This window comes from Citrobacter sp. RHBSTW-00881 (assembly GCF_013728515.1).
In the GTDB taxonomy this organism is placed as follows: Bacteria; Pseudomonadota; Gammaproteobacteria; order Enterobacterales; family Enterobacteriaceae; genus Citrobacter; species Citrobacter braakii.
Genome location: NZ_CP056269.1, coordinates 4,893,892 through 4,918,953 on the forward strand (window position 1 = coordinate 4,893,892; position 25,062 = coordinate 4,918,953).

The following is a 25,062-nucleotide window of genomic DNA, read 5'->3' on the forward strand; positions in this document are numbered from 1 at the left end:
GGCCCGGTAAGCGCAGCGCCACCGGGCATTGATCAAAACTGCGATTCTTCAGTCGAGCCGGTCAGCGCGGTCACTGAAGAAGTGCCGCCCTGAATGATGGTGGTTACTTTGTCGAAGTAGCCTGTACCTACTTCCTGCTGATGGGACACGAAGGTGTAACCATCTTTAGCCGCCGCAAATTCCGGCTGCTGAACCTTCTCAACGTAGTGGCGCATGCCTTCACCCTGCGCATAGGAATGCGCGAGGTCGAACATGTTGAACCACATGCTGTGAATACCCGCCAGCGTAATGAACTGGTATTTGTAACCCATATCGGACAGCTGTTGCTGGAAGCTGGCAATGGTTTTGTCATCCAGGTTTTTCTGCCAGTTAAACGATGGCGAACAGTTGTAGGCCAGCAGTTTGCCTGGGAATTTCGCATGAATAGCATCGGCAAAGCGCTTCGCCAGTTCGAGGTCCGGCGTGGAGGTTTCACACCACACCAGATCCGCATACGGTGCGTAGGCCAGGCCACGGCTGATTGCCTGCTCAATACCCGCATGCGTACGGTAGAACCCTTCGCTGGTACGTTCGCCAGTGATGAACTCGCTATCGTATGGGTCACAATCAGACGTAATCAGATCGGCTGCGTCAGCATCGGTACGCGCAATCACCAGCGTCGGAACGCCCATAACGTCTGCAGCCAGACGGGCTGCCACCAGTTTCTGGATAGCTTCCTGAGTCGGCACCAGGACTTTGCCGCCCATGTGACCACATTTTTTCACCGATGCGAGCTGATCTTCGAAGTGAACGGCCGCTGCACCAGCCTCAATCATCGATTTCATCAGTTCAAACGCGTTCAGTACCCCGCCAAAACCCGCTTCCGCATCGGCAACGATCGGCAGGAAGTAATCCACATAGCGCGGATCGTTCGGCTCAATACCGGTTGACCATTGGATCTGATCGGCACGACGGAATGTGTTGTTGATCCTGTCCACCACCGCCGGAACGGAGTTCGCTGGATACAACGATTGATCCGGATACATGCTGGAAGCCAGGTTGGCATCTGCCGCCACCTGCCAACCTGAAAGGTAGACCGCTTCAATACCAGCTTTCGCTTGCTGCAGCGCCTGACCACCAGTCAGCGCACCGAGGCTGTTGATATAACCTTTCTTCGATTCGCCGTGTAGCAGACGCCACATTTTCGCCGCGCCAAGCTGCGCCAGCGTGCATTCCGGGTTGACCGAGCCACGTAATTTCACCACTTCCTCCGCGCTATAGGGGCGCGTGATGCCTTCCCAGCGCGGTTGAGTCCATTCTTTCTGTAATTCTTCGATTTGTTGAGTACGGGTTTTCATGTGCAGATGCTCCATTAGGATAAATTGTGGGTAAATTAGGCCAACAGGCGGTAGCCCGGTAACGTCAGGAAGTCAATTAACTCGTCGGAAGTGGTGATTTGCTCCATCAGGCGCGCGGCATCATCAAAACGCCCGCTGCTGTAGCGGTGTTCTCCCAGTTCGTCCTGAATCACCAACATCTCTTCGGCCAGCATCTGGCGGAACAACGGTTTGGTAACCGGTTTGCCGTTGCTGAGCGTTTTCTGGTGGTGGATCCACTGCCAGATGGAAGTACGAGAGATTTCGGCGGTGGCCGCATCTTCCATCAGACCATAAATCGGTACGCAGCCATTACCGGAGATCCACGCTTCGATGTACTGCACCGCGACACGAATGTTGGCACGCATGCCTTCTTCAGTACGCTCACCTTCACAGGGTGCCAGCAATTGTTCTGCGGTAATCGGCGCATCTTCTTCACGGGTCACGAACAGCTGATTTTTGTTTTCGCCGAGTACGTCGTTGAACACCGCCATTGCGGTATCTGCCAGTCCTGGATGGGCAATCCATGTGCCGTCATGACCGTTATTGGCTTCCAGCGCTTTGTCCGCTTTTACCTTGGTCAGAACCTGGTTGTTACGTTCCGCATCTTTGCTGGGAATGAACGCGGCCATGCCGCCCATCGCGAACGCGCCGCGTTTATGACAGGTTTTAATCAGCAGACGCGAATACGCACTGAGGAATGGCTTATCCATCGTCACCACCTGACGGTCCGGCAACACGCGATCCGGGTGGTTCTTCAGTGTTTTGATATAGCTGAAAATGTAGTCCCAGCGACCGCAGTTCAGGCCCACAATGTGGTCACGCAGCGCGTACAGAATTTCGTCCATCTGGAAAACGGCTGGCAGCGTTTCAATCAGCAGGGTCGCTTTAATTGTGCCGCGCGGCAGATTAAAGCGATCCTCTGCATAGCTGAACACTTCGCTCCACCATGCCGCTTCTTGCCAGGCCTGCGTTTTGGGTAGATAGAAATAAGGGCCACTGCCTTTTGCCAGCAACGTTTTGTAGTTGTGGAAGAAATAGAGGGCAAAGTCGAACAGGCTGCCCGGGATCGATTCGCCACGCCAGGTGACGTGTTTTTCCGGCAGATGCAGACCGCGAACGCGGCACACTAACAGGGCCGGATTGGGTTTGAGTTGATAAATTTTACCGGCTTCGTTGGTGTAGCTAATGGTGCCATTGACTGCATCGCGCAAGTTGATCTGCCCGTCGATAACTTTGCTCCACTCAGGAGCCAGCGAATCTTCAAAATCAGCCATAAAGACTTTGACGTTCGCGTTCAGCGCGTTGATAACCATCTTGCGCTCAACCGGTCCGGTAATCTCTACACGGCGATCCAGTAAATCATCAGGAATACCGCGAACTTTCCAGTTACCTTCACGAATGGAAGCTGTTTCCGAAATAAAATCAGGCAACTTACCGTCATCAATATCCTGCTGCTGCTGGATACGTGCAGCCAGAAGTTTATTCCGCTTTGGCGTAAATCTTGTCACCAACTCGGTCAGAAACTCCACCGCTTCAGCGGTCAGAATCTGCTGTTCCTGTTCGCCACGCGGCCTGGTGAAGATCAGTTCATCGGTTGTCGTTGCCTGTTGATTCATTGCGTAGTTCCTCGTCATTGATCCAAACACATCCCCAATGCGAACGAAGGATCGTTGTGCGGTTTTCGTTCAGCACAACTAAGACTACTCATTTAAATTTCAAAATCAAAAACAATTTCCATTTTTAATTTAATTATCAATTAACTTATTGATAACAATATAAATAAAATTTAATTACACATTGAGGTACGTTTCGGAAATAAAAAAGGCACCCGAAGGTGCCTGATTCAACATGCTGAAACGCTTAAGGATCGTCTGTTACAGAAGATTAATCCAGCGTTGGATTCATGTGACGCAGATCATATGGCGTGATCTGGTAAACGTAATAGTTGAGCCAGTTGGTAAACAACAGATTGCCGTGGCTACGCCAGGTTGCCCGCGGTTTATTTTGCGGGTCATCTTTTGGGAAGTAGTTATAGGGCACTTCCGGCGTTAAGCCCGCTTCGACGTCACGAAAATATTCACTGCCGAGTGTATGGGCGTCATATTCAGGATGGCCCGTTACGAAGGCGATACGTTTATCTTTGCTGGCAAACAGGTAGGCATCTCCCTCTTCTGTTTCGGCAAAAATCTCGAGATCGGTGTAGTCCCTGATAAGGGCAGCAGGAAAATCGGCATAGCGCGAATGCGGGGCCAGGAACGCATCATCAAATCCACGCGTCAGCAGCGCATGAGGATGAAGAATATGGTGCTCATAGACGCCTGAGAGTTTATCCGTACGGGTTTGCTTGGGAATTCCATACAGGATATTCAATGCGGCTTGCACCGCCCAACAGACAAAGAGCGTCGATGTAACATGATCTTTCGCCCATTCAAGCACTTGTTTAATCTGCGGCCAGTAAGCCACGTCATTAAATTCAACCAGACCCAACGGCGCGCCGGTCACGATCAGTCCATCAAAGTTCTGATCGCAGATATCCTCGAAATTACAGTAAAAGTTATTCAGATGCTCCGTAGGGGTGTTGCGTGACTCGCGGGCATCAATGCGCAATAGCTGAACATCTACCTGCAACGGTGAGTTAGACAGTAAACGCAGGAACTGGTTTTCCGTTTCAATCTTCTTGGGCATCAGGTTGAGGATGAGCACCTTCAGTGGACGAATTTCCTGACCAGAAGCGCGAGATGACGTCATCACAAAGACGTTTTCCTCACGCAAGAAATTGACGGCGGGTAGCTCGTCCTGCACGCGAATTGGCATAACCTGATAACCTCACTACATACGTTTAAACGTTTAGACATCCAGATAGCTGAAGATACCCAGGAATCATGCGAATGTCGAGCCTGCATCCTCAAGTTGAGAAAGTTTCACGGCTCCTTGCTGTAGATTAGTGCAGTAAAGAAAAAAGGAGAATGCTATTCGTCATTCGCGTAACAGGCAATGTGCTGCCGGGAGAGCCTGGTGTGCTGCGCTTCTCAGGCCTGAACACCGGTTACAACAGTATGGGCTGGATAAAATGGTACGCTGCATCCGGCAGTTTTCACTCCCTGCAGACGCAAAAAAGCCCATCCGGCAGGATGGGCTTCTTCACTTGTTTGATGCCTGGCAGTTCCCTACTCTCGCATGGGGAGACCCCACACTACCATCGGCGCTACGGCGTTTCACTTCTGAGTTCGGCATGGGGTCAGGTGGGACCACCGCGCTACAGCCGCCAGGCAAATTCTGTTTATCAACACGCTTTTCGCATGTCGATGTAATCTGTAATCAAGCTGAATATCGTGTCTCTTTCGCCAAAACATCTTCGGCGTTGTAAGGTTAAGCCTCACGGTTCATTAGTATCGGTTAGCTCAACGTATCGCTACGCTTACACACCCGACCTATCAACGTCGTCGTCTTCAACGTTCCTTCAGGACCCTTAAAGGGTCAGGGAGAACTCATCTCGGGGCAAGTTTCGTGCTTAGATGCTTTCAGCACTTATCTCTTCCGCATTTAGCTACCGGGCAATGCCATTGGCATGACAACCCGAACACCAGTGATGCGTCCACTCCGGTCCTCTCGTACTAGGAGCAGCCCCCCTCAATTCTCCAGCGCCCACGGCAGATAGGGACCGAACTGTCTCACGACGTTCTAAACCCAGCTCGCGTACCACTTTAAATGGCGAACAGCCATACCCTTGGGACCTACTTCAGCCCCAGGATGTGATGAGCCGACATCGAGGTGCCAAACACCGCCGTCGATATGAACTCTTGGGCGGTATCAGCCTGTTATCCCCGGAGTACCTTTTATCCGTTGAGCGATGGCCCTTCCATTCAGAACCACCGGATCACTAAGACCTGCTTTCGCACCTGCTCGAGCCGTCACTCTCGCAGTCAAGCTAGCTTATGCCTTTGCACTAACCTCCTGATGTCCGACCAGGATTAGCTAACCTTCGTGCTCCTCCGTTACTCTTTAGGAGGAGACCGCCCCAGTCAAACTACCCACCAGACACTGTCCGCAACCCGGATTACGGGTCTACGTTAGAACACCAGCCATTAAAGGGTGGTATTTCAAGGTTGGCTCCATGCAGACTGGCGTCCACACTTCAAAGCCTCCCACCTATCCTACACATCAAGGACCAGTGTTCAGTGTCAAGCTATAGTAAAGGTTCACGGGGTCTTTCCGTCTTGCCGCGGGTACACTGCATCTTCACAGCGAGTTCAATTTCACTGAGTCTCGGGTGGAGACAGCCTGGCCATCATTACGCCATTCGTGCAGGTCGGAACTTACCCGACAAGGAATTTCGCTACCTTAGGACCGTTATAGTTACGGCCGCCGTTTACCGGGGCTTCGATCAAGAGCTTCTCCTTACGGATAACCCCATCAATTAACCTTCCGGCACCGGGCAGGCGTCACACCGTATACGTCCACTTTCGTGTTTGCACAGTGCTGTGTTTTTAATAAACAGTTGCAGCCAGCTGGTATCTTCGACTGATTTCAGCTCCATGAGTAAATCACTTCACCTACATATCAGCGTGCCTTCTCCCGAAGTTACGGCACCATTTTGCCTAGTTCCTTCACCCGAGTTCTCTCAAGCGCCTTGGTATTCTCTACCTGACCACCTGTGTCGGTTTGGGGTACGATTTCGTGTTACCTGATGCTTAGAGGCTTTTCCTGGAAGCAGGGCATTTGTTACTTCAGCACCGTAGTGCCTCGTCATCACACCTCAGCGTTAACAAGACTCCGGATTTACCTGGAATCTCCGCCTACATGCTTAAACCGGGACAACCGTCGCCCGGCTAACATAGCCTTCTCCGTCCCCCCCTCGCAGTAACACCAAGTACAGGAATATTAACCTGTTTCCCATCGACTACGCCTTTCGGCCTCGCCTTAGGGGTCGACTCACCCTGCCCCGATTAACGTTGGACAGGAACCCTTGGTCTTCCGGCGTGCGGGTTTTTCACCCGCATTATCGTTACTTATGTCAGCATTCGCACTTCTGATACCTCCAGCAACCCTCACAGGCCACCTTCAACGGCTTACAGAACGCTCCCCTACCCAACAACACATAGTGTCGCTGCCGCAGCTTCGGTGCATGGTTTAGCCCCGTTACATCTTCCGCGCAGGCCGACTCGACCAGTGAGCTATTACGCTTTCTTTAAATGATGGCTGCTTCTAAGCCAACATCCTGGCTGTCTGTGCCTTCCCACATCGTTTCCCACTTAACCATGACTTTGGGACCTTAGCTGGCGGTCTGGGTTGTTTCCCTCTTCACGACGGACGTTAGCACCCGCCGTGTGTCTCCCGTGATAACATTCTTCGGTATTCGCAGTTTGCATCGGGTTGGTAAGTCGGGATGACCCCCTAGCCGAAACAGTGCTCTACCCCCGAAGATGAGTTCACGAGGCGCTACCTAAATAGCTTTCGGGGAGAACCAGCTATCTCCCGGTTTGATTGGCCTTTCACCCCCAGCCACAAGTCATCCGCTAATTTTTCAACATTAGTCGGTTCGGTCCTCCAGTTAGTGTTACCCAACCTTCAACCTGCCCATGGCTAGATCACCGGGTTTCGGGTCTATACCCTGCAACTTAACGCCCAGTTAAGACTCGGTTTCCCTTCGGCTCCCCTATTCGGTTAACCTTGCTACAGAATATAAGTCGCTGACCCATTATACAAAAGGTACGCAGTCACCCCATAAAGAGGCTCCCACTGCTTGTACGTACACGGTTTCAGGTTCTTTTTCACTCCCCTCGCCGGGGTTCTTTTCGCCTTTCCCTCACGGTACTGGTTCACTATCGGTCAGTCAGGAGTATTTAGCCTTGGAGGATGGTCCCCCCATATTCAGACAGGATACCACGTGTCCCGCCCTACTCTTCGAGTTCACAACACATGCACTTTTGTGTACGGGGCTATCACCCTGTATCGCCGGACTTTCCAGACCGTTCCACTACCACACATGCTGATTCAGACTCTGGGCTGCTCCCCGTTCGCTCGCCGCTACTGGGGGAATCTCGGTTGATTTCTTTTCCTCGGGGTACTTAGATGTTTCAGTTCCCCCGGTTCGCTTCATTACGCTATGTATTCACGTAATGATAGTGTGACGAATCACACTGGGTTTCCCCATTCGGAAATCGCCGGTTATAACGGTTCATATCACCTTACCGACGCTTATCGCAGATTAGCACGTCCTTCATCGCCTCTGACTGCCAGGGCATCCACCGTGTACGCTTAGTCGCTTAACCTCACAACCCGAAGATGTTTCGTAAAACACTTCAGTGTTGCGAAAATTTGAGAGACTCGAACACACCGCTTTTCATTTCTTGTTTACGGAGAAATGAAACAGTGTGTCGTTTCAATTTTCAGCTTGATCCAGATTTTTAAAGAGCAAAACTTCTTAATGCACTCGAAAGTACATTCAGAAGTTCATCATTCATCAGACAATCTGTGTGAGCACTACAAAGGTCGGTTCTTTAAGGTAAGGAGGTGATCCAACCGCAGGTTCCCCTACGGTTACCTTGTTACGACTTCACCCCAGTCATGAATCACAAAGTGGTAAGCGCCCTCCCGAAGGTTAAGCTACCTACTTCTTTTGCAACCCACTCCCATGGTGTGACGGGCGGTGTGTACAAGGCCCGGGAACGTATTCACCGTGGCATTCTGATCCACGATTACTAGCGATTCCGACTTCATGGAGTCGAGTTGCAGACTCCAATCCGGACTACGACATACTTTATGAGGTCCGCTTGCTCTCGCGAGGTCGCTTCTCTTTGTATATGCCATTGTAGCACGTGTGTAGCCCTACTCGTAAGGGCCATGATGACTTGACGTCATCCCCACCTTCCTCCAGTTTATCACTGGCAGTCTCCTTTGAGTTCCCGGCCGAACCGCTGGCAACAAAGGATAAGGGTTGCGCTCGTTGCGGGACTTAACCCAACATTTCACAACACGAGCTGACGACAGCCATGCAGCACCTGTCTCAGAGTTCCCGAAGGCACCAAAGCATCTCTGCTAAGTTCTCTGGATGTCAAGAGTAGGTAAGGTTCTTCGCGTTGCATCGAATTAAACCACATGCTCCACCGCTTGTGCGGGCCCCCGTCAATTCATTTGAGTTTTAACCTTGCGGCCGTACTCCCCAGGCGGTCGACTTAACGCGTTAGCTCCGGAAGCCACGCCTCAAGGGCACAACCTCCAAGTCGACATCGTTTACGGCGTGGACTACCAGGGTATCTAATCCTGTTTGCTCCCCACGCTTTCGCACCTGAGCGTCAGTCTTTGTCCAGGGGGCCGCCTTCGCCACCGGTATTCCTCCAGATCTCTACGCATTTCACCGCTACACCTGGAATTCTACCCCCCTCTACAAGACTCTAGCCTGCCAGTTTCGGATGCAGTTCCCAGGTTGAGCCCGGGGATTTCACATCCGACTTGACAGACCGCCTGCGTGCGCTTTACGCCCAGTAATTCCGATTAACGCTTGCACCCTCCGTATTACCGCGGCTGCTGGCACGGAGTTAGCCGGTGCTTCTTCTGCGAGTAACGTCAATTGCTGCGGTTATTAACCACAACACCTTCCTCCTCGCTGAAAGTACTTTACAACCCGAAGGCCTTCTTCATACACGCGGCATGGCTGCATCAGGCTTGCGCCCATTGTGCAATATTCCCCACTGCTGCCTCCCGTAGGAGTCTGGACCGTGTCTCAGTTCCAGTGTGGCTGGTCATCCTCTCAGACCAGCTAGGGATCGTCGCCTAGGTGAGCCGTTACCCCACCTACTAGCTAATCCCATCTGGGCACATCCGATGGCAAGAGGCCCGAAGGTCCCCCTCTTTGGTCTTGCGACGTTATGCGGTATTAGCTACCGTTTCCAGTAGTTATCCCCCTCCATCGGGCAGTTTCCCAGACATTACTCACCCGTCCGCCACTCGTCACCCAAGGAGCAAGCTCCTCTGTGCTACCGTTCGACTTGCATGTGTTAGGCCTGCCGCCAGCGTTCAATCTGAGCCATGATCAAACTCTTCAATTTAAGTTTGATGCTCGTGAATTAAACTTCGTAATGAATTACGTGTTCACTCAGAGACTTGGTATTCATTTTTCGTCTTGCGACGTTAAGAATCCGTATCTTCGAGTGCCCACACAGATTGTCTGATAAATTGTTAAAGAGCAGTTGCGACGCGCTTTAGCGCTCTGTCGCGAGGTGGCGTATATTACGCTTTCCTCTTTCAGAGTCAACCCTCATTTTCAGGTTTTTCTCTTCAACCGAACCGGCTGTTTGTGTGAAGTGATTCACATCTGCCGTGTCGATGGAGGCGCATTATAGGGAGTTTCCCGCGGCCCGCAACCCTTAAATTGCAGAAAAATGACTGACCGCTGCATTCCACAGCAAAACCCCGCCTTATACCCATTTACACACAGAGTTATCCACAAACCACGCGATCGTTTATGCACTTCTCTGTTTATATGAGCATCCTTCAACGGAAAAAGAAGAGGTCAAAATCGAAAATTAAAAATTCGCGAGCGTTGCGCAAACGTTTTCGTTACAATGCCCCCGCACAACAAGGATGCCCCGTAAGGGGCGTTAGCTGAGTTTTTAGCCAAGAATTCACCTAACGCTCTCTGTAATAGTCAAATCCAGGGGATTTACCATGCAACAACGTCGTCCAGTCCGCCGCGCTCTGCTCAGTGTTTCTGACAAGGCCGGTATCATCGAATTCGCTCTGGCACTTTCCGCACGCGGTGTGGAGCTGCTGTCTACAGGTGGCACTGCGCGCCTGTTAGCTGAGAAAGGTCTGCCAGTGACCGAAGTTTCCGATTACACCGGCTTCCCGGAAATGATGGATGGACGCGTAAAGACCCTGCATCCGAAAGTCCACGGCGGCATTCTTGGTCGTCGCGGTCAGGACGACGGGATTATGGAACAGCACGGCATCGCACCTATCGACATGGTGGTTGTTAACCTGTACCCGTTCGCCGAGACCGTTGCCCGTGAAGGCTGCTCGCTGGAAGATGCGGTAGAAAACATTGATATCGGCGGCCCGACGATGGTGCGTTCCGCTGCCAAGAACCATAAAGATGTAGCTATCGTTGTGAAGAGCAGCGACTACGCCGCCATTATTAAAGAGATGGATGCCAACGACGGTTCTCTGACCCTCGACACGCGTTTCGACCTCGCGATTAAAGCCTTCGAACACACCGCCGCTTACGACAGCATGATCGCCAACTACTTCGGTAGCATGGTTCCGGCCTACCACGGCGAAAGCAAAGAAGCCGCTGGTCGCTTTCCACGTACACTGAACCTGAACTTCATTAAGAAGCAGGATATGCGCTACGGCGAGAACAGCCACCAACAGGCTGCCTTCTATATAGAAGAAAATGTTAAAGAAGCGTCCGTTGCCACCGCGCAGCAGGTACAGGGCAAAGCACTTTCCTACAACAACATCGCCGATACCGATGCGGCGCTGGAGTGCGTAAAAGAATTCAACGAGCCAGCCTGTGTGATCGTCAAACACGCTAACCCGTGCGGCGTGGCAGTCAGTACCTCTATTCTCGATGCTTACGACCGCGCCTATAAAACCGACCCGACCTCCGCGTTCGGCGGCATCATCGCCTTCAACCGCGAACTGGATGCAGAAACTGCTCAAGCCATCATTTCCCGTCAGTTCGTGGAAGTGATCATCGCGCCATCCGCAACCGAAGACGCACTGAAAATCACCGCCGCCAAACAGAACGTCCGCGTGCTGACCTGCGGTCAGTGGGCACAACGTGTGCCGGGCCTGGACTTCAAACGCGTTAACGGCGGTCTGCTGGTTCAGGATCGTGACCTGGGTATGGTGAGCGAAGGTGAACTGCGCGTAGTTTCCAAACGTCAGCCGACCGAACAGGAACTGCGCGATGCGCTGTTCTGCTGGAAAGTAGCTAAGTTTGTAAAATCCAACGCCATTGTTTACGCCAAAGAGAACATGACTATCGGCATAGGCGCAGGCCAGATGAGCCGCGTATATTCCGCAAAAATCGCCGGGATTAAAGCCGCCGACGAAGGTCTGGAAGTTCAAGGTTCCTCTATGGCATCCGACGCCTTCTTCCCGTTCCGCGATGGGATTGATGCCGCCGCCGCCGCCGGTGTGACCTGCGTGATCCAGCCGGGCGGTTCTATCCGTGATGATGAAGTCATTGCTGCCGCCGACGAGCACGGCATAGCGATGGTGTTCACCGACATGCGCCACTTCCGCCATTAATCCACGGAGCAGACGATGAAAGTATTAGTGATTGGCAACGGCGGGCGCGAACACGCGCTGGCCTGGAAAGCGGCGCAGTCGCCAAAAGTCGAAACGGTATTTGTCGCACCAGGCAACGCGGGCACCGCGCTGGAACCTGCGCTGCAAAACGTGGCAATCGGCGTGACCGATATTCCGGCGCTGCTGAACTTTGCCCAGAATGAGAAGATCGATCTGACCATCGTTGGCCCAGAAGCGCCTCTGGTAATTGGCGTGGTCGATGCGTTTCGCGCCGCCGGTCTGAAAATCTTCGGCCCAACCGAAGGTGCAGCGCAGTTGGAAGGCTCCAAAGCCTTCACCAAAGATTTCCTTGCCCGTCATAACATTCCAACGGCGGAGTATCAGAACTTCACCGAGATTGAGCCTGCGCTGGCCTATCTGCGTGAGAAAGGTGCGCCGATCGTTATCAAGGCCGACGGCCTGGCCGCCGGTAAAGGCGTTATCGTCGCGATGACGCTGGAGGAAGCCGAAGCCGCTGTTCATGACATGCTGGCAGGTAACGCTTTTGGCGATGCGGGCCACCGTATCGTTATCGAAGAGTTCCTCGACGGTGAAGAAGCGAGCTTTATCGTGATGGTTGACGGCGAGCACGTGCTGCCAATGGCCACCAGCCAGGACCACAAACGCGTGGGCAACGGCGATACCGGTCCGAATACCGGCGGTATGGGCGCTTACTCACCTGCACCGGTGGTGACTGATGACGTTCATCAGCGCACCATGGAACGCATCATCTGGCCAACCGTAAAAGGCATGGCGGCGGAAGGGAACACTTACACCGGTTTCCTGTACGCGGGTCTGATGATCGACAAACAGGGCAACCCGAAGGTTATCGAGTTCAACTGCCGCTTCGGCGATCCGGAAACCCAGCCGATTATGCTGCGTATGAAATCGGATCTGGTGGAGCTGTGCCTTGCCGCCTGTGACGGCAAGCTGGATGAGAAAACCTCTGAGTGGGACGAACGCGCCTCTTTGGGCGTAGTGATTGCCGCAGGGGGTTATCCGGGCAACTACAATACTGGCGATGAGATCCACGGCCTGCCGCTGGAAGAAGTCGCTGACGGTAAAGTGTTCCACGCGGGCACCAAACTGTCTGCTGACGATCGCGTGCTGACCAACGGCGGTCGCGTCCTGTGCGCCACCGCGCTGGGCAACACCGTTGCCGAGGCGCAGCAGCGTGCCTACGCCCTGATGACCGACATCCGTTGGGACGGCAGCTTCAGCCGTAACGACATCGGCTGGCGCGCCATCGAACGTGAGCAAAACTAACGGCTGAGCTTAGCCAGCAGCGTTTTGCGCGTAATACCTAACTGACGGGCGGCTTCGGTTTTATTGCCGCCCGTTTTTTCCAGCGCCGCCAGAATCACTTCTTTTTCGACATCCACCAGCGGTTGGATCTCGCCACTGTATTCCGTTTTTATCGGTGTCGCGGCAATCGCCATCGGCAGCTCGCGTTCGGAAATATATTCCCCCGTTAGCAGCACCACCGAACGCTCAATCGCATTTTCCAGCTCACGAATATTGCCCGGCCAGTCATAGTGGATCAGCAGATCCATCGCCTGCGGAGTAAAGCCTTTCACCGCTTTTCGATTACGTGTGGCAAAACGCTGGAGAAAATGTTCGGCCAGCAGAGGAATATCTTCCCGACGCTGGCACAGCGCTGGCATTTCAATAGTAATGACGTTCAGGCGATAGTAGAGATCCTGACGAAAGTGCCCGGCGTTAACTTCCTCCGCCAGATCGCGATGTGTGGCGGCGATCAGCCGGACATCAACCGCAATAGTCTGGTTGCTGCCAACCCGTTGCACTTCTCGCTCCTGGATTGCCCGCAGCAGACGCACCTGCATTAGCGGTGAGATATCGCCAATTTCATCAAGAAATAACGTGCCGCCTTCGGCTTCCACAAAGCGCCCTTCCCGCCGCTTATCCGCACCGGTAAACGCGCCTTTCTCATGACCAAAAAGTTCGGACTCCAGCAGCGATTCATTAAGCGACGCACAGTTCAGCGTCACCAGCGGTTTATCACAGCGGGCACTGCTGGCATGCAGCGCCCGGGCCACCAGCTCTTTCCCCGTACCGGAGTCTCCGTGAATGAGCACCGTTGCATCCGAGGGTGCAACCATCGCGATTTCATTGATCAACTGCTGCATCGCAGGACTGCTGCCAATCATGCCAAACTGCGCAGCCGACCCCGACGGCAGTTCAGCGCCCGTTTCCCGCGTATGCGCCAACGCCTTTTCCAGCGTCTCCTGCAGGCGATCAAAATCCAGCGGCTTGATTAAGTAGTCCAGCGCCCCGGTTTTCAGCGCCTCAACGGCGGTCTCCACGCTGGAGAACGCCGTCATGATCAATACCGGAATCGCCGAATTCAGCGCTTTAATCTCTTTCAGCGTTGCGATGCCGTCCATCTCCGCCATACGCACATCGCACAGCACTAAATCAAATACGCGTTCACGCACCTGTTCCAGTGCCGCTTGCCCGCTATAGGCCAGCGCGACCTCATAACCCCAGCCGCGCAGCAGCGCCTGTAAAATGGTGCAGTGGCTGATATCGTCATCTACCACCAGAATATTGATTTTTCCGCGCGTCATCCTTGTTAATCCTGTTGTTTCGCGTTGGTCGGCAGCCAGAGGGTAAAGGTTGCGCCTATGCCCTCAACACTTGCCACATGAATGGTGCCACCGTGCTGTTCAATTATGTTCTGCACTACCGCCAGCCCAAGGCCGGTTCCATCCGCTTTAGTCGTGAAGTAAGGCGTAAAAATGGCCTCCAGCTGTTCCGCTGCAATCCCTTTCCCGCTATCAATAACCACGATTTTAACGCGATCGCCGCTGCTTTCACTCGCTTCAACCGTAATCGTGCCCTGACGACCAATCGCATGAATGGCGTTCAGATACAGATTCAACAGAACCTGAGTCAGTCGGTCGGGATCGGCCTGAATAGCGGGCAGCGTGGAACTGGCCGAAAAACGTAGCTGGATTTCCCGGCTTGCCGCATCCTGACTCACCAGGTTTAATGAGTGGGTGATGACCTCATTGAGATCCACCTGTTGCAGCGTCAGATGCGCAGGTTTCACCAGCTCCAGCAGCTCGCTCACCACCCGATTTAAACGGTCCGCCTCTTTCGCCATCACCTGCGCCAGCTCATGCGACTCACCACCAGCCGGAGTTCGTTCGGCAAAATACTTCGCTAAACCTTTGATCGATGAAAGCGGGTTTCGAATCTCATGCGCGACCCCGGCCGCCAAATGCCCGAGCGCCATCAGTTTTTCTTTACGCTTCATCGCATCCTGCAGTTCTTTGTACGAGCGCTGATAGCGCTGATACCAGAAGAACGTCAGCACAGTGGCCAGCAGCACGGCCGCCAGCGCAGACAGGACGATCAGGGTGTTACGCCACTCTCTTGCCTGAGTCGCAGCCAGATCGCTGGCATCAAAAGCGATAAATATGGTTTGTGCGGGGGGGATAAGCTGTCCGTCATTGCTGGCACAGCGCGCCATGCCATGACGTCCTGGACCATACATCGGCTGAAACTGACGATAAATTTCCAGGACCGGTGTTTTTTCACCGTCCCCCGTAGGCATGTCAATATTCCGCCAGCTTTCCTGTTCCCCGGGGCTTAGTTGCCGCAGGACATCCGGTGAATAGAGCGTTTTACCGACCATCGCGGAATTGCTGTGAGTAATAATGACGCCATGATCGTCAACGACGGCAAACCATAGCACGCCTGGTTGTACGGCCATTTCCTCCAGCAGCGTCTGCTGTTGAGCATGATGCATGCGCATCCCCATACCTACGCGTGTACCAGACTCCAGAGCGCGGATGAGCACGCTGCCTTTTTCCAGTAGCGTTTGCCGCGCGGCACCGCTTTCCCGCCCATAGTCCCGAATGGTCATAATCGAAAACCAACCGACCAAAATCAGGATTGCCGCCAGCAAGAGTCGGCTCAACCACTTGGCCGCCGTGTCCTTATAAAGACGCATACGCTCTCCCTTTATCCCACCTGTTCCTTTCATCGTTGCAGGTATACAGCAGAAATCATGCCATTTTTTCTCCGTGATAACCCTGCCCTCAGACACAAACCGCTGAAAGTAGCGGGTAAAAATGACCCGCCGGCGCGTTCTGGCGAGTCATTTTTACTCGTCGCCCTGTAAAGACCACGACTACAACGCCCGCGGGACCGGGATTGCCGCTTTGGCACGGAAGATGCAAAAGGAAATGTAATCTAACCAACAGGAGAACGACCCATGAAACGGAACAACAAACTGGCGCTGATTGCACTCTCTCTTATCGCGTTGGGCTCTACCCCGGCGCTGGCGCAGAATCACTGGGGATATGGTGATGGAATGCAGCAACGAGGCGGTACGCCAATGACCACTGAGCAGCAGGCTACCGCGCAGAAAATCTATGATGATTACTACTCGCAGACCAACGCCTTGCGCCAACAGCTGACCTCTAAACGTTATGAGTACAACGCGTTGCTAACAGCCAGCTCGCCGGACACTGCAAAAATTAATGCCGTGGCAAAAGAGATGGAGGCGTTGAATCAGTCACTGGATGAGCAGCGCGTTAAACGCGATGTCGCAATGGCCCAGGCAGGCGTACCTCGCGGAGCGGGAATGGGCTACGGCGGGTGCGGCGGTGGCGGTAACCATCGCGGCGGCCATATGGGAATGGGCCACTGGTAAACGTTTTTTGCCGGATGGCGGCCTCACCTTATCTGGCCCGATGTCCTGGCATCAGGTTTTCAGAAGGTTTTGGCAGTAGGCTGCCAGTGACAAAAATCTTCATTAGCGACCAGCAGTAGCTGCGACCCTTCGGGCGCTTCCAGCCATGCCACACTCACTTCTACAGATGAATGGCTCTGGCGGCGCTCAATGTGGTTTATCGCCCACGATTCCAGATCGGGCTTCAGTGTTTCACCTTCACAGGTCGTGACTGTGTTATTCGCATGCCAGCGTCCCTGACGCAATATCACCCGTCCCTGACGCAACGCATCGCTGGTCTGGCGGATTTGATCGGCACGATAGCGGTAAAGCGCAATTTGATCGCTGGAAAGCTGCTGCTTTTGCCCATCGACTTCACGCTGCATGAAACTCAGTTCGCCCCGGTCATCGAAGCGTATACGGACATGTTCCGGTGGTTGACTGTAAGTGTTGAGTTCTATCAGCGAGAGCGAATCACCCTGCCAGCGGTATTCACTGGTGGTGGTATCGCCTTTACGCCACGGACTAAATACCGAGAGCAAGTGAACATCGTCGCTGGAATCTTTACGCCAAATGCGTACCGCCCCCTGATCGCCAACATAGCCGCTGGCCGTGAACGGAGGAAGCTCAGAGTGGCGACTACAGGCAGACAGTAACAGCACACCTGAAAGCCAAAGCGAATGACGCCAGATGGACAAAAGGGGCGAAACCGCCCCTTCGATAAAACTGTTCACTGCCACGCGAATTACTTAACCGCGTCTTTCAGTGCTTTACCAGAAACAAATGCCGGTACGTTAGCTGCGGCAATTTTGATTTCTTTACCGGTCTGCGGGTTGCGGCCAGTGCGCTCAGCACGGTGGTTCACTTTGAAGGTACCGAAACCAACCAGTTGTACAGCATCGCCTTCTTTCAGAGACTCAGTAATAGCAGCCAGAGTGGATTCCAGAGCAGCTTTAGCCTGTGTTTTAGACAGTTCTGCTTTGTCTGCAATTACATCAATCAGTTGAGTCTTGTTCATAAGTTATCCTTACAATGTGTTTATCGCTTGCTAAGCATCGAGTGCGACGGAAATGCCAGAAAAGCACTCTCCTGCATACACGCACCGATAGCCACTTTTTTTCGCCCCCCAAATGTAGACCAGACCGGGGGCGGATGGGAAGCCTTCAGGCACGACAAATCAGGCGTTAAATCACGTTTTATGGTGTCATTGCTGAAAATTTATACCAATATTGCTCTCGCCAGCCTCGCGCAGGTCTGCACGAAGCCCTTTTATCAGCTCAATATCGCGTTCTTCACAGTCGGCTAAAAGTCGGAAAATTTCCCACTGAATATCCCATTCTTGCTCAACGGCCGGGTTCTCTTTGAGCTCTTCATCGGTCATTTCGCGACCAGCCTGGGTCATTTCCAGCATCGCAACCGTCGTAATCGAAGCCTTACTAACCTCAATTGCATGTTCCAGCGTTTCACCGCTAAGACGCGAATGCATCAGTTCGCTTAATGCCACACAGGCATCAATCGCCGGATAAACGCCGTACAGATCGTAATCGTCTGCTGAAGGAATAGCCTCTTCAAATTTTTCCAACTGGCTATCGAAATTGATTTTCGCGTCTTTAACCGTCAGCGCTTCCCAAATCAAATCCAGAATTCGGCGGTAAATTTGTCCATCGCCAAATTCGGTTTGCTTACAGAACATGGCGTAGTTGGGGTACATGCGTTCGCACAGACAGGCCATAAACGTGACGTGCTGCCAGCTTTCCAGCTTCTCCAGACGCAGGTGAATCGGATTTTGTAACATGATGAGTTCTCAAATACGGAAATTAGCGGCAGTTTACCCGATATGGGGCGTTTTTGCTGCAAGCCGCGTAAAAGCAGGGCGTTCGGATGCCACCGCATCTGCCCAGCGTGTTGGTTCCGGCAGACGATAGCCGTTCATACAGCGTTGTACCCACGCTAACGCGCTGTCCTGGCTCACGCGATGACCCGTAGAGATAAACAGCGGGTTACAGCGTGCTTTGCTGCGCCAAACCCATGCCAGCTGTTCGCCTTTATCCAACAACGGCGCTAACGCTCCGGGTTCGGCGGCGAGCGGCTCAAACTTGCCGCACAACCGTTTTTTCGCCACGCCAATCGTCGGGACATCCACCAGCAGGCCAAAATGGCTGGCCACGCCCAGACGGCGAGGGTGAGAGATCCCGTGACCGTCAACGAACAGCAGATCAGGCTTGTGCGAAAGCTGCTGCCAGGCGGCCATCAGCGCGGGTGTTTCGCGAAAGGAGAGAAAGCCAGGAATGTAGGGCATGGTGGTGGCGATTCGCGCCACCGTGTATTCAACCAGTTCCAGCGAGGGGTACTTCAGTAAGACCATCGCGGCTCGCGTCACTTCGCCCCCCTGCTCGAACCCAACGTCCGCCCCGCCGATCAGATCCGGCGGATCGCTCCTCAGGCGATCCTCGCGGATCACTGAGGAGGCCAGTTCAAGCTGCTGCGCGCGTAATGACGCAAGATCCATAATGACTCCTTAGCGGTGGTACTGTTCAGACAACCGATGTACCGCCTCCACAAAGACACCCGCATGCTCTGGCGGGACATCCTGATGAATGCCGTGGCCCAGGTTAAAGACATGGCCTTCACCCTGACCAAAACCGGCCAGAATCGTCGCCACCTCTTCTTCGATGCGGGCTGGCGGCGCATACAGCATGGACGGATCCATATTGCCCTGCAGTGCCACTTTATGACCTACACGACGACGCGCATCGGCAATGTCAGTGGTCCAGTCCAGACCTAACGCATCACAGCCGGTTTCCGCCATCGCTTCCAGCCACTGACCACCGCCTTTAGTGAACAGCGTCACCGGTACGCGACGACCTTCGTTCTCGCGCATCAGGCCGTCGACGATTTTGTGCATGTAGTACAGGGAGAACTGCTGATAGTCGCGACCGGTCAGCACACCGCCCCAGGTGTCGAAAATCATTACCGACTGCGCGCCCGCTTTGATCTGCGCGTTCAGGTACAGAGTGACGCTCTTCGCCAGCTTATCAAGCAGCAGATGCAGCGCCTTTGGATCGGCGTACATCATCTTTTTAATCACGGTGAAGGCCTTACTACTGCCGCCTTCGACCATATAGGTCGCCAGTGTCCACGGGCTACCGGAGAAGCCGATCAGCGGCACTTCGCCTTTCAGTTCACGGCGGATAGTGCGCACCGCATTCATCACATACCCCAGCTCATCTTCCGGGTCCGGGATCGGCAGTTTGTCGACGTCAGCCTTGCTGGCGATCGGAGAGGTAAAGCGTGGGCCCTCTCCGGCTTCAAAATACAGCCCAAGTCCCATCGCATCGGGAATCGTCAGGATATCCGAAAAGAGGATCGCCGCATCAAGCTTATAGCGACGCAGCGGCTGCAGCGTGACTTCGCAGGCCAGCTCGGCATTTTTGCACAGCGCCATAAAATCGCCCGCTTCGGCGCGCGTGGCTTTATATTCCGGTAGATAGCGGCCCGCCTGGCGCATCATCCATACCGGAGTGACATCAACGGGCTGGCGCAGCAGCGCACGCAGATAACGATCGTTCTTCAGTTCGGTCATTTTTCCATTCCTTGAGCTATTTCACGCCAGTGTAACATGTGTGTCACTCATACTCTGCCCGACAGAGGGCGACAGTATCTTCAATCAATCGACGCGCGACGGTGCCCGGCGGGGGCAGGAGCGGTAAATCGTCGTAGCGATACCAGTTCGCTTCCAGCAGTTCCTTCGGGTCAATAACAATTTCGCCGCTATCATACTCCGCCATAAATGCGGTCATCAAAGACTGTGGGAACGGCCACGGCTGAGAAGTGACGTAGCGCAGGTTTTTTACCTTAATGCCGCTCTCTTCCATGACTTCGCGCGCCACCGCCTGCTCGAGGGTCTCGCCCACTTCGACAAAACCCGCCAGCACGGTATGCACGCCGTTACGATGGCGAACATGTTGGGCAAGCAGGATAGCGTCGTCACGGCGAATAGCGACGATAATGCAGGGGGCAATTTGCGGGTAGTAGCGTTCTCGACAGTGGCTACACAGCATCGCCCATTCCGTTTTACTCGGGTGCATGGGATGACCGCAGTAACCGCAGAATTTATGTGAGCGGTAGAACTCGGCCAGTTGTACGCCGCGTCCGGCCAGTTGAAACAGGCCAACATCCTGGTCAATGACCTGGCGCACAGACCCCATATCGTGCCGACGCTGCTGCTGCACCAGCCAGACCGTCTCCCCTTCCCATTCGCCTATAGGAAGTGCACGCTGCCCAGTCAGATCAAAACTTGCTGCGTCGCCGTAAGGCAGTTCGCCATGAGGCAACCATAACTTTTGCTCATGACTGACAATCCACCAGCCGCTATCTAATTTTTCAATTATACGATCCATATCTCTTGCGCAACCTTTGCTTCACAGGCATGTTGTTTACATTATTTTTACATTTACGGGTGAGCCGTTCCTAAACACCATCTTGCGGAGTCAATCATGCTAAACCAGCTGGAAAGCCTGACGGAGCACGTCGGAGGAAGTAACAAACTGGTTGATCGCTGGCTACATGTACGTAAGCACCTGCTCGTGGCTTACTACAATCTGGTTGGCATTAAGCCTGGCAAAGAATCGTACATGCGGCTCAATGAAAAGGCGCTGGATGATTTTTGCCAGAGCCTGGTCGATTACCTTTCCACCGGACACTTCAGTATTTATGAACGTATTCTCCATAAATTGGAAGGGAACGGGCAGCTTTTAAAAGCCACAAAAATTTGGCCGCTCCTGGAAGCCAATACGCAACTGATCATGGACTACTATGATACCAGTCTGGAGACCGCCATTGATCACGATAACTTCCTTGAATTTCAACAGGCCTTATCGGATATCGGCGAGGCGCTGGAAGCCCGGTTCGTGCTGGAAGATAAGCTGATCATGCTGGTTTTTGATGCGATGCACGAGAGTGGCATGATCAAACGTCCTGCTTGAGATTTGCGACATTAACGCGTAATTTACATTCATTACCTCTTTTTGAGGTTACTTCTTGTCGGAGTGCTTATTTTCCACAGCAGCATGAGTGGAAAAGGCTGAGACCGTTAATTCGGGATCCGCGGAACCTGATCAGGTTAAAACCTGCGAAGGGAACAAGAGTCAATCTACAACCGTATCGCCCTTTGGCGTTCGTCTCTCTTGCTTCATCCGTCGTCTGACAAGCCATATCCTTACTTTTATTTGGAATGAGCTATGTCTGCCACTACTAAACCATCACGCCGCGAACAGCGCGCCCAAGCCCAACACTTTATCGACACGCTGGAAGGTACCGCCTTTCCTAACTCAAAACGTATCTACATCACCGGTTCGCAGGCGGATATTCGCATCCCGATGCGCGAAATCCAGCTAAGTCCTACGCTGATTGGTGGTACGAAAGACAACCCGCAGTTTGAAGAGAACGAAGCCGTGCCGGTGTACGACACCTCCGGGCCGTACGGCGATCCTGATGTGGCGATTAACGTTCAGCAGGGTCTGGCGAAACTGCGCCAGCCGTGGATTGCGGCGCGTAATGATAGCGAAGAATTAGACGACCGTAGCTCCGCTTATACCAAAGAACGTCTGGCCGACGATGGCCTGGACGAGCTGCGTTTCAGCGGCCTGCTGACGCCAAAACGCGCCAAAGCCGGCAAGCGCGTTACCCAGTTGCACTATGCCCGTCAGGGGATGGTTACCCCGGAGATGGAATTTATCGCCATCCGTGAAAACATGGGCCGCGAGCGCATTCGTAGTGAAGTGCTACGCCATCAGCATCCAGGGATGAACTTTGGCGCTCGCCTGCCGGAAAACATCACCCCGGAATTCGTGCGTGATGAAGTCGCTGCGGGCCGCGCGATTATTCCTGCCAACATCAACCACCCGGAATCCGAGCCGATGATCATCGGCCGCAACTTCCTGGTGAAGGTGAACGCCAACATCGGTAACTCGGCGGTGACCTCCTCCATTGAAGAAGAGGTAGAGAAGCTGGTGTGGTCGACCCGCTGGGGCGCAGATACGGTGATGGACCTCTCTACCGGCCGCTATATTCACGAAACCCGCGAGTGGATCCTGCGTAACAGCCCGGTGCCGATCGGTACCGTACCGATCTACCAGGCGCTGGAGAAGGTTAACGGGATCGCCGAAGATCTCACCTGGGAAGCCTTCCGCGACACGCTGCTCGAACAAGCCGAACAGGGCGTCGACTACTTCACCATTCACGCGGGCGTACTGCTACGCTACGTGCCGATGACCGCCAAACGCCTGACAGGAATTGTCTCGCGCGGCGGTTCGATCATGGCGAAATGGTGTCTCTCTCATCACAAAGAGAACTTCCTGTTTGAACATTTCCGCGAGATTTGCGAAATCTGTGCCGCCTATGACGTTTCGCTCTCTCTCGGCGACGGCCTGCGTCCAGGCTCGATTCAGGATGCCAACGACGAGGCGCAGTTCTCCGAGCTGCATACGCTGGGCGAACTGACCAAAATCGCCTGGGAATACGACGTGCAGGTGATGATTGAAGGCCCGGGTCATGTGCCGATGCATATGATCCAGCGCAACATGACCGAAGAGCTGGAGCACTGCCATGAAGCGCCGTTCTACACCTTAGGGCCGTTGACGACAGATATCGCGCCGGGCTATGACCACTTCACCTCCGGCATTGGTGCGGCGATGATCGGCTGGTTTGGCTGTGCAATGCTGTGCTACGTCACGCCAAAAGAGCACCTTGGCCTGCCGAACAAAGAAGACGTGAAGCAAGGGCTGATTACCTACAAGATTGCCGCCCATGCCGCTGATTTAGCCAAAGGCCATCCGGGAGCGCAGATCCGCGATAACGCCATGTCGAAAGCGCGCTTCGAATTCCGCTGGGAAGACCAGTTTAACCTCGCACTCGACCCATTCACCGCCCGCGCCTATCACGATGAAACCCTGCCACAGGAGTCCGGCAAGGTTGCCCACTTCTGCTCCATGTGCGGGCCGAAGTTCTGCTCGATGAAAATCAGCCAGGAGGTCCGCGACTACGCCGCCGCACAAACCATTGAAATCGGAATGGCGGATATGTCGGAGAACTTCCGCGCCAAAGGCGGCGAAATCTACCTCAAAAAAGAGGAGGCGTGATGTACCAGCCTGATTTCCCGACCGTGCCGTTCCGCCTCGGGCTTTACCCGGTGGTAGACAGCGTTGAATGGATTGAACGCTTGCTGCAGGCAGGTGTGCGCACGATTCAACTGCGCATTAAAGATAAACGTGATGAAGAGGTCGAAGCCGACGTCATTGCCGCCATAGAGTTGGGGCGTCGCTATGATGCTCGCCTGTTTATCAACGACTACTGGAGTCTGGCAATTAAGCACAACGCGTACGGCGTGCATCTGGGCCAGGAAGACCTCGAAACCACCGACCTGAAGGTGATTCAGGCGGCGGGGCTACGCCTGGGTGTTTCCACTCACGATGATATGGAGATAGACGTAGCGCTGGCTGCTAAGCCTTCTTATATCGCGCTGGGTCATGTCTTCCCGACGCAAACCAAGCAGATGCCGTCGGCCCCGCAGGGTCTCACGCAGCTGGCAAGCCATAGTAAACGACTGGCGGATTACCCCACTGTCGCTATCGGCGGCATCAGCCTTGAGCGCGCCCCAGCGGTGCTGGCGACCGGCGTTGGCAGCATTGCCGTGGTCAGCGCCATAACCCACGCCGCAGACTGGCAGGCAGCCACGGCGCAGCTACTGGACATTGCGGGAGCCGGCGATGAATGACCGCGATTTTATGCGCTACAGCCGCCAGATCCTGCTCGGCGACATTGCCATTGAGGGCCAACAAAAGCTGCTCGATAGCCATGGGCTGATCGTCGGCTTAGGTGGGCTCGGCTCGCCTGCGGCACTGTATCTGGCGGGAGCGGGCGTCGGCACGCTGACGTTGGCGGACGATGATGACGTTCATCTGAGCAACCTGCAGCGGCAAATATTGTTCACCACCGATGATATCGCCCGCCCGAAAGCACAGGCGGCAAAGCGACATCTGGCACGCCTTAATCCAGACAGCGAGCTGATCGTCCTTGAGCAGCGGCTGACCGGTGAGGCGCTCCGGCATGCGGTAGCGCGTGCCGACGTGGTGCTCGACTGTACCGATAACATGGCGACGCGCCAGGAAATTAACGCCGCCTGCGTGATGCTCAACACTCCGCTCATCACCGCCAGCGCTGTGGGCTTTGGCGGCCAGCTAATGGTACTGACGCCACCGTGGGAACAAGGCTGTTACCGTTGCCTGTGGCCGGATGATGTAGAGCCGGAACGCAACTGCCGCACCGCCGGCATCGTCGGCCCGGTTGTGGGCGTGATGGGCACCTTGCAGGCGCTGGAGGCGATTAAATTACTCAGCGGCATTGAAACTCCCAATGGAGAGCTACGCCTGTTCGACGGTAAAACCAGCCAGTGGCGCAGCCTCGCGCTGCGTCGTGCCAGCGGCTGCCCGGTCTGCGGAGGACAACATGCAGATTCAGTTCAATGATGAGCCGATGCAGTGCGCCGAGGGACAAACCGTCAGCGGGCTGCTCACTGCGCTAAATCAACTTAAATCGGGAGCGGCGCTGGCGCTCAATCAGCAGATCCTACCGCGCGAGCAGTGGGAGCAGCAAATCGTGCAGGAAGGCGACCAGATCCTGCTTTTTCAGGTTATTGCAGGGGGTTGA

General features: G+C 54.1%; 19 protein-coding genes, 3 rRNA genes and 1 riboswitch. Of the genes, 8 read left to right on the plus strand and 14 right to left on the minus strand.

The window, feature by feature from the left end; genetic code table 11:
- Window positions 1–32: 32 nt before the first annotated feature.
- From aceA to HV311_RS23550, 6 genes are all read right to left on the minus strand, one after another.
- The gene (aceA, locus tag HV311_RS23525) at window positions 33–1,337 is read right to left on the minus strand and encodes an isocitrate lyase (protein WP_016155323.1); all 1,305 of its coding nucleotides are present in this window, start codon (window positions 1,335–1,337) and stop codon (window positions 33–35) included.
- 35 nt (window positions 1,338–1,372) lie between these two features.
- Window positions 1,373–2,974, minus strand: a complete 1,602-nt coding sequence (aceB, locus tag HV311_RS23530) for a malate synthase A (protein ID WP_191220531.1) — start codon at window positions 2,972–2,974, stop codon at window positions 1,373–1,375.
- Between the two features lie 268 nt (window positions 2,975–3,242).
- Window positions 3,243–4,172 (minus strand): homoserine O-acetyltransferase MetA, encoded by a 930-nt coding sequence (gene metA / locus HV311_RS23535; protein WP_016155321.1) that lies wholly within the window; start codon window positions 4,170–4,172, stop codon window positions 3,243–3,245.
- A 340-nt stretch (window positions 4,173–4,512) separates the two neighbouring features.
- Window positions 4,513–4,628: ribosomal RNA gene (gene rrf, locus HV311_RS23540) — 5S ribosomal RNA — on the minus strand.
- 95 nt (window positions 4,629–4,723) lie between these two features.
- Window positions 4,724–7,630, minus strand: a 23S ribosomal RNA gene (locus HV311_RS23545).
- A gap of 234 nt (window positions 7,631–7,864) precedes the next feature.
- Window positions 7,865–9,406, minus strand: a 16S ribosomal RNA gene (locus tag HV311_RS23550).
- Together the 16S, 23S and 5S rRNA genes form the textbook arrangement of a ribosomal RNA operon.
- A 619-nt stretch (window positions 9,407–10,025) precedes the next feature.
- On the opposite strand from HV311_RS23550, the gene purH reads away from it, so the two are divergent.
- Window positions 10,026–11,615 carry a bifunctional phosphoribosylaminoimidazolecarboxamide formyltransferase/IMP cyclohydrolase gene (purH, locus tag HV311_RS23555; RefSeq protein WP_191220532.1) on the plus strand — a complete coding sequence of 530 codons (1,590 nt, stop codon included), beginning with the start codon at window positions 10,026–10,028 and terminating at the stop codon, window positions 11,613–11,615.
- Between the two features lie 15 nt (window positions 11,616–11,630).
- The gene (gene purD / locus HV311_RS23560) at window positions 11,631–12,920 is read left to right on the plus strand and encodes a phosphoribosylamine--glycine ligase (RefSeq protein WP_131380469.1); all 1,290 of its coding nucleotides are present in this window, start codon (window positions 11,631–11,633) and stop codon (window positions 12,918–12,920) included.
- Here purD and zraR read toward each other — a convergent pair.
- Together zraR and zraS are read right to left on the minus strand one after the other, a co-directional pair.
- Window positions 12,917–14,242: a sigma-54-dependent response regulator transcription factor ZraR gene (zraR, locus tag HV311_RS23565; RefSeq protein ID WP_049282587.1), complete on the minus strand. Its 1,326-nt coding sequence runs from the start codon at window positions 14,240–14,242 to the stop codon at window positions 12,917–12,919. The genes purD and zraR overlap by 4 nt on opposite strands.
- A gap of 5 nt (window positions 14,243–14,247) precedes the next feature.
- The gene (gene zraS, locus HV311_RS23570; protein WP_191220533.1) at window positions 14,248–15,633 is read right to left on the minus strand and encodes a two-component system sensor histidine kinase ZraS; all 1,386 of its coding nucleotides are present in this window, start codon (window positions 15,631–15,633) and stop codon (window positions 14,248–14,250) included.
- Between the two features lie 264 nt (window positions 15,634–15,897).
- On the opposite strand from zraS, the gene zraP reads away from it, so the two are divergent.
- Window positions 15,898–16,338: a zinc resistance sensor/chaperone ZraP gene (zraP, locus tag HV311_RS23575; protein WP_016155316.1), complete on the plus strand. Its 441-nt coding sequence runs from the start codon at window positions 15,898–15,900 to the stop codon at window positions 16,336–16,338.
- A 59-nt stretch (window positions 16,339–16,397) separates the two neighbouring features.
- On the opposite strand, the gene HV311_RS23580 is transcribed toward zraP, so the two are convergent.
- The 6 genes from HV311_RS23580 to nudC all read right to left on the minus strand — a co-directional run bounded on the left by HV311_RS23580 (window position 16,398) and on the right by nudC (window position 20,756).
- Window positions 16,398–17,090 (minus strand): DUF1481 domain-containing protein, encoded by a 693-nt coding sequence (locus HV311_RS23580; RefSeq protein WP_016155315.1) that lies wholly within the window; start codon window positions 17,088–17,090, stop codon window positions 16,398–16,400.
- A gap of 11 nt (window positions 17,091–17,101) precedes the next feature.
- The gene (gene hupA / locus HV311_RS23585) at window positions 17,102–17,374 is read right to left on the minus strand and encodes a nucleoid-associated protein HU-alpha (RefSeq protein WP_001044509.1); all 273 of its coding nucleotides are present in this window, start codon (window positions 17,372–17,374) and stop codon (window positions 17,102–17,104) included.
- 186 nt (window positions 17,375–17,560) lie between these two features.
- Window positions 17,561–18,151: a YjaG family protein gene (locus HV311_RS23590; RefSeq protein WP_003842015.1), complete on the minus strand. Its 591-nt coding sequence runs from the start codon at window positions 18,149–18,151 to the stop codon at window positions 17,561–17,563.
- A 33-nt stretch (window positions 18,152–18,184) separates the two neighbouring features.
- Window positions 18,185–18,865 carry a deoxyribonuclease V gene (gene nfi / locus HV311_RS23595; RefSeq protein ID WP_103284365.1) on the minus strand — a complete coding sequence of 227 codons (681 nt, stop codon included), beginning with the start codon at window positions 18,863–18,865 and terminating at the stop codon, window positions 18,185–18,187.
- Between the two features lie 9 nt (window positions 18,866–18,874).
- A complete protein-coding gene (gene hemE, locus HV311_RS23600) occupies window positions 18,875–19,939 on the minus strand; it encodes a uroporphyrinogen decarboxylase (RefSeq protein ID WP_046276272.1) in 1,065 nt (354 codons plus the stop codon).
- A 43-nt stretch (window positions 19,940–19,982) separates the two neighbouring features.
- Window positions 19,983–20,756: an NAD(+) diphosphatase gene (nudC, locus tag HV311_RS23605; RefSeq protein ID WP_016155312.1), complete on the minus strand. Its 774-nt coding sequence runs from the start codon at window positions 20,754–20,756 to the stop codon at window positions 19,983–19,985.
- A 96-nt stretch (window positions 20,757–20,852) separates the two neighbouring features.
- On the opposite strand from nudC, the gene rsd reads away from it, so the two are divergent.
- The 5 genes from rsd (at window position 20,853) to thiS (ending at window position 25,062) form a co-directional block, all read left to right on the plus strand.
- The gene (gene rsd / locus HV311_RS23610) at window positions 20,853–21,341 is read left to right on the plus strand and encodes a sigma D regulator (RefSeq protein ID WP_191220534.1); all 489 of its coding nucleotides are present in this window, start codon (window positions 20,853–20,855) and stop codon (window positions 21,339–21,341) included.
- Window positions 21,342–21,390: 49 nt separating this feature from the next.
- A riboswitch (TPP riboswitch) is annotated at window positions 21,391–21,513 on the plus strand.
- A gap of 83 nt (window positions 21,514–21,596) precedes the next feature.
- The gene (gene thiC, locus HV311_RS23615) at window positions 21,597–23,495 is read left to right on the plus strand and encodes a phosphomethylpyrimidine synthase ThiC (RefSeq protein WP_016155310.1); all 1,899 of its coding nucleotides are present in this window, start codon (window positions 21,597–21,599) and stop codon (window positions 23,493–23,495) included.
- Window positions 23,495–24,130 (plus strand): thiamine phosphate synthase, encoded by a 636-nt coding sequence (gene thiE, locus HV311_RS23620; protein WP_191220535.1) that lies wholly within the window; start codon window positions 23,495–23,497, stop codon window positions 24,128–24,130. Before thiC ends, thiE begins: the two co-directional genes overlap by 1 nt.
- Window positions 24,123–24,881: a HesA/MoeB/ThiF family protein gene (locus HV311_RS23625; RefSeq protein WP_191220536.1), complete on the plus strand. Its 759-nt coding sequence runs from the start codon at window positions 24,123–24,125 to the stop codon at window positions 24,879–24,881. The genes thiE and HV311_RS23625 overlap by 8 nt, the downstream gene beginning before the upstream one ends.
- Window positions 24,862–25,062 (plus strand): sulfur carrier protein ThiS, encoded by a 201-nt coding sequence (thiS, locus tag HV311_RS23630; protein WP_191220537.1) that lies wholly within the window; start codon window positions 24,862–24,864, stop codon window positions 25,060–25,062. The genes HV311_RS23625 and thiS overlap by 20 nt, the downstream gene beginning before the upstream one ends.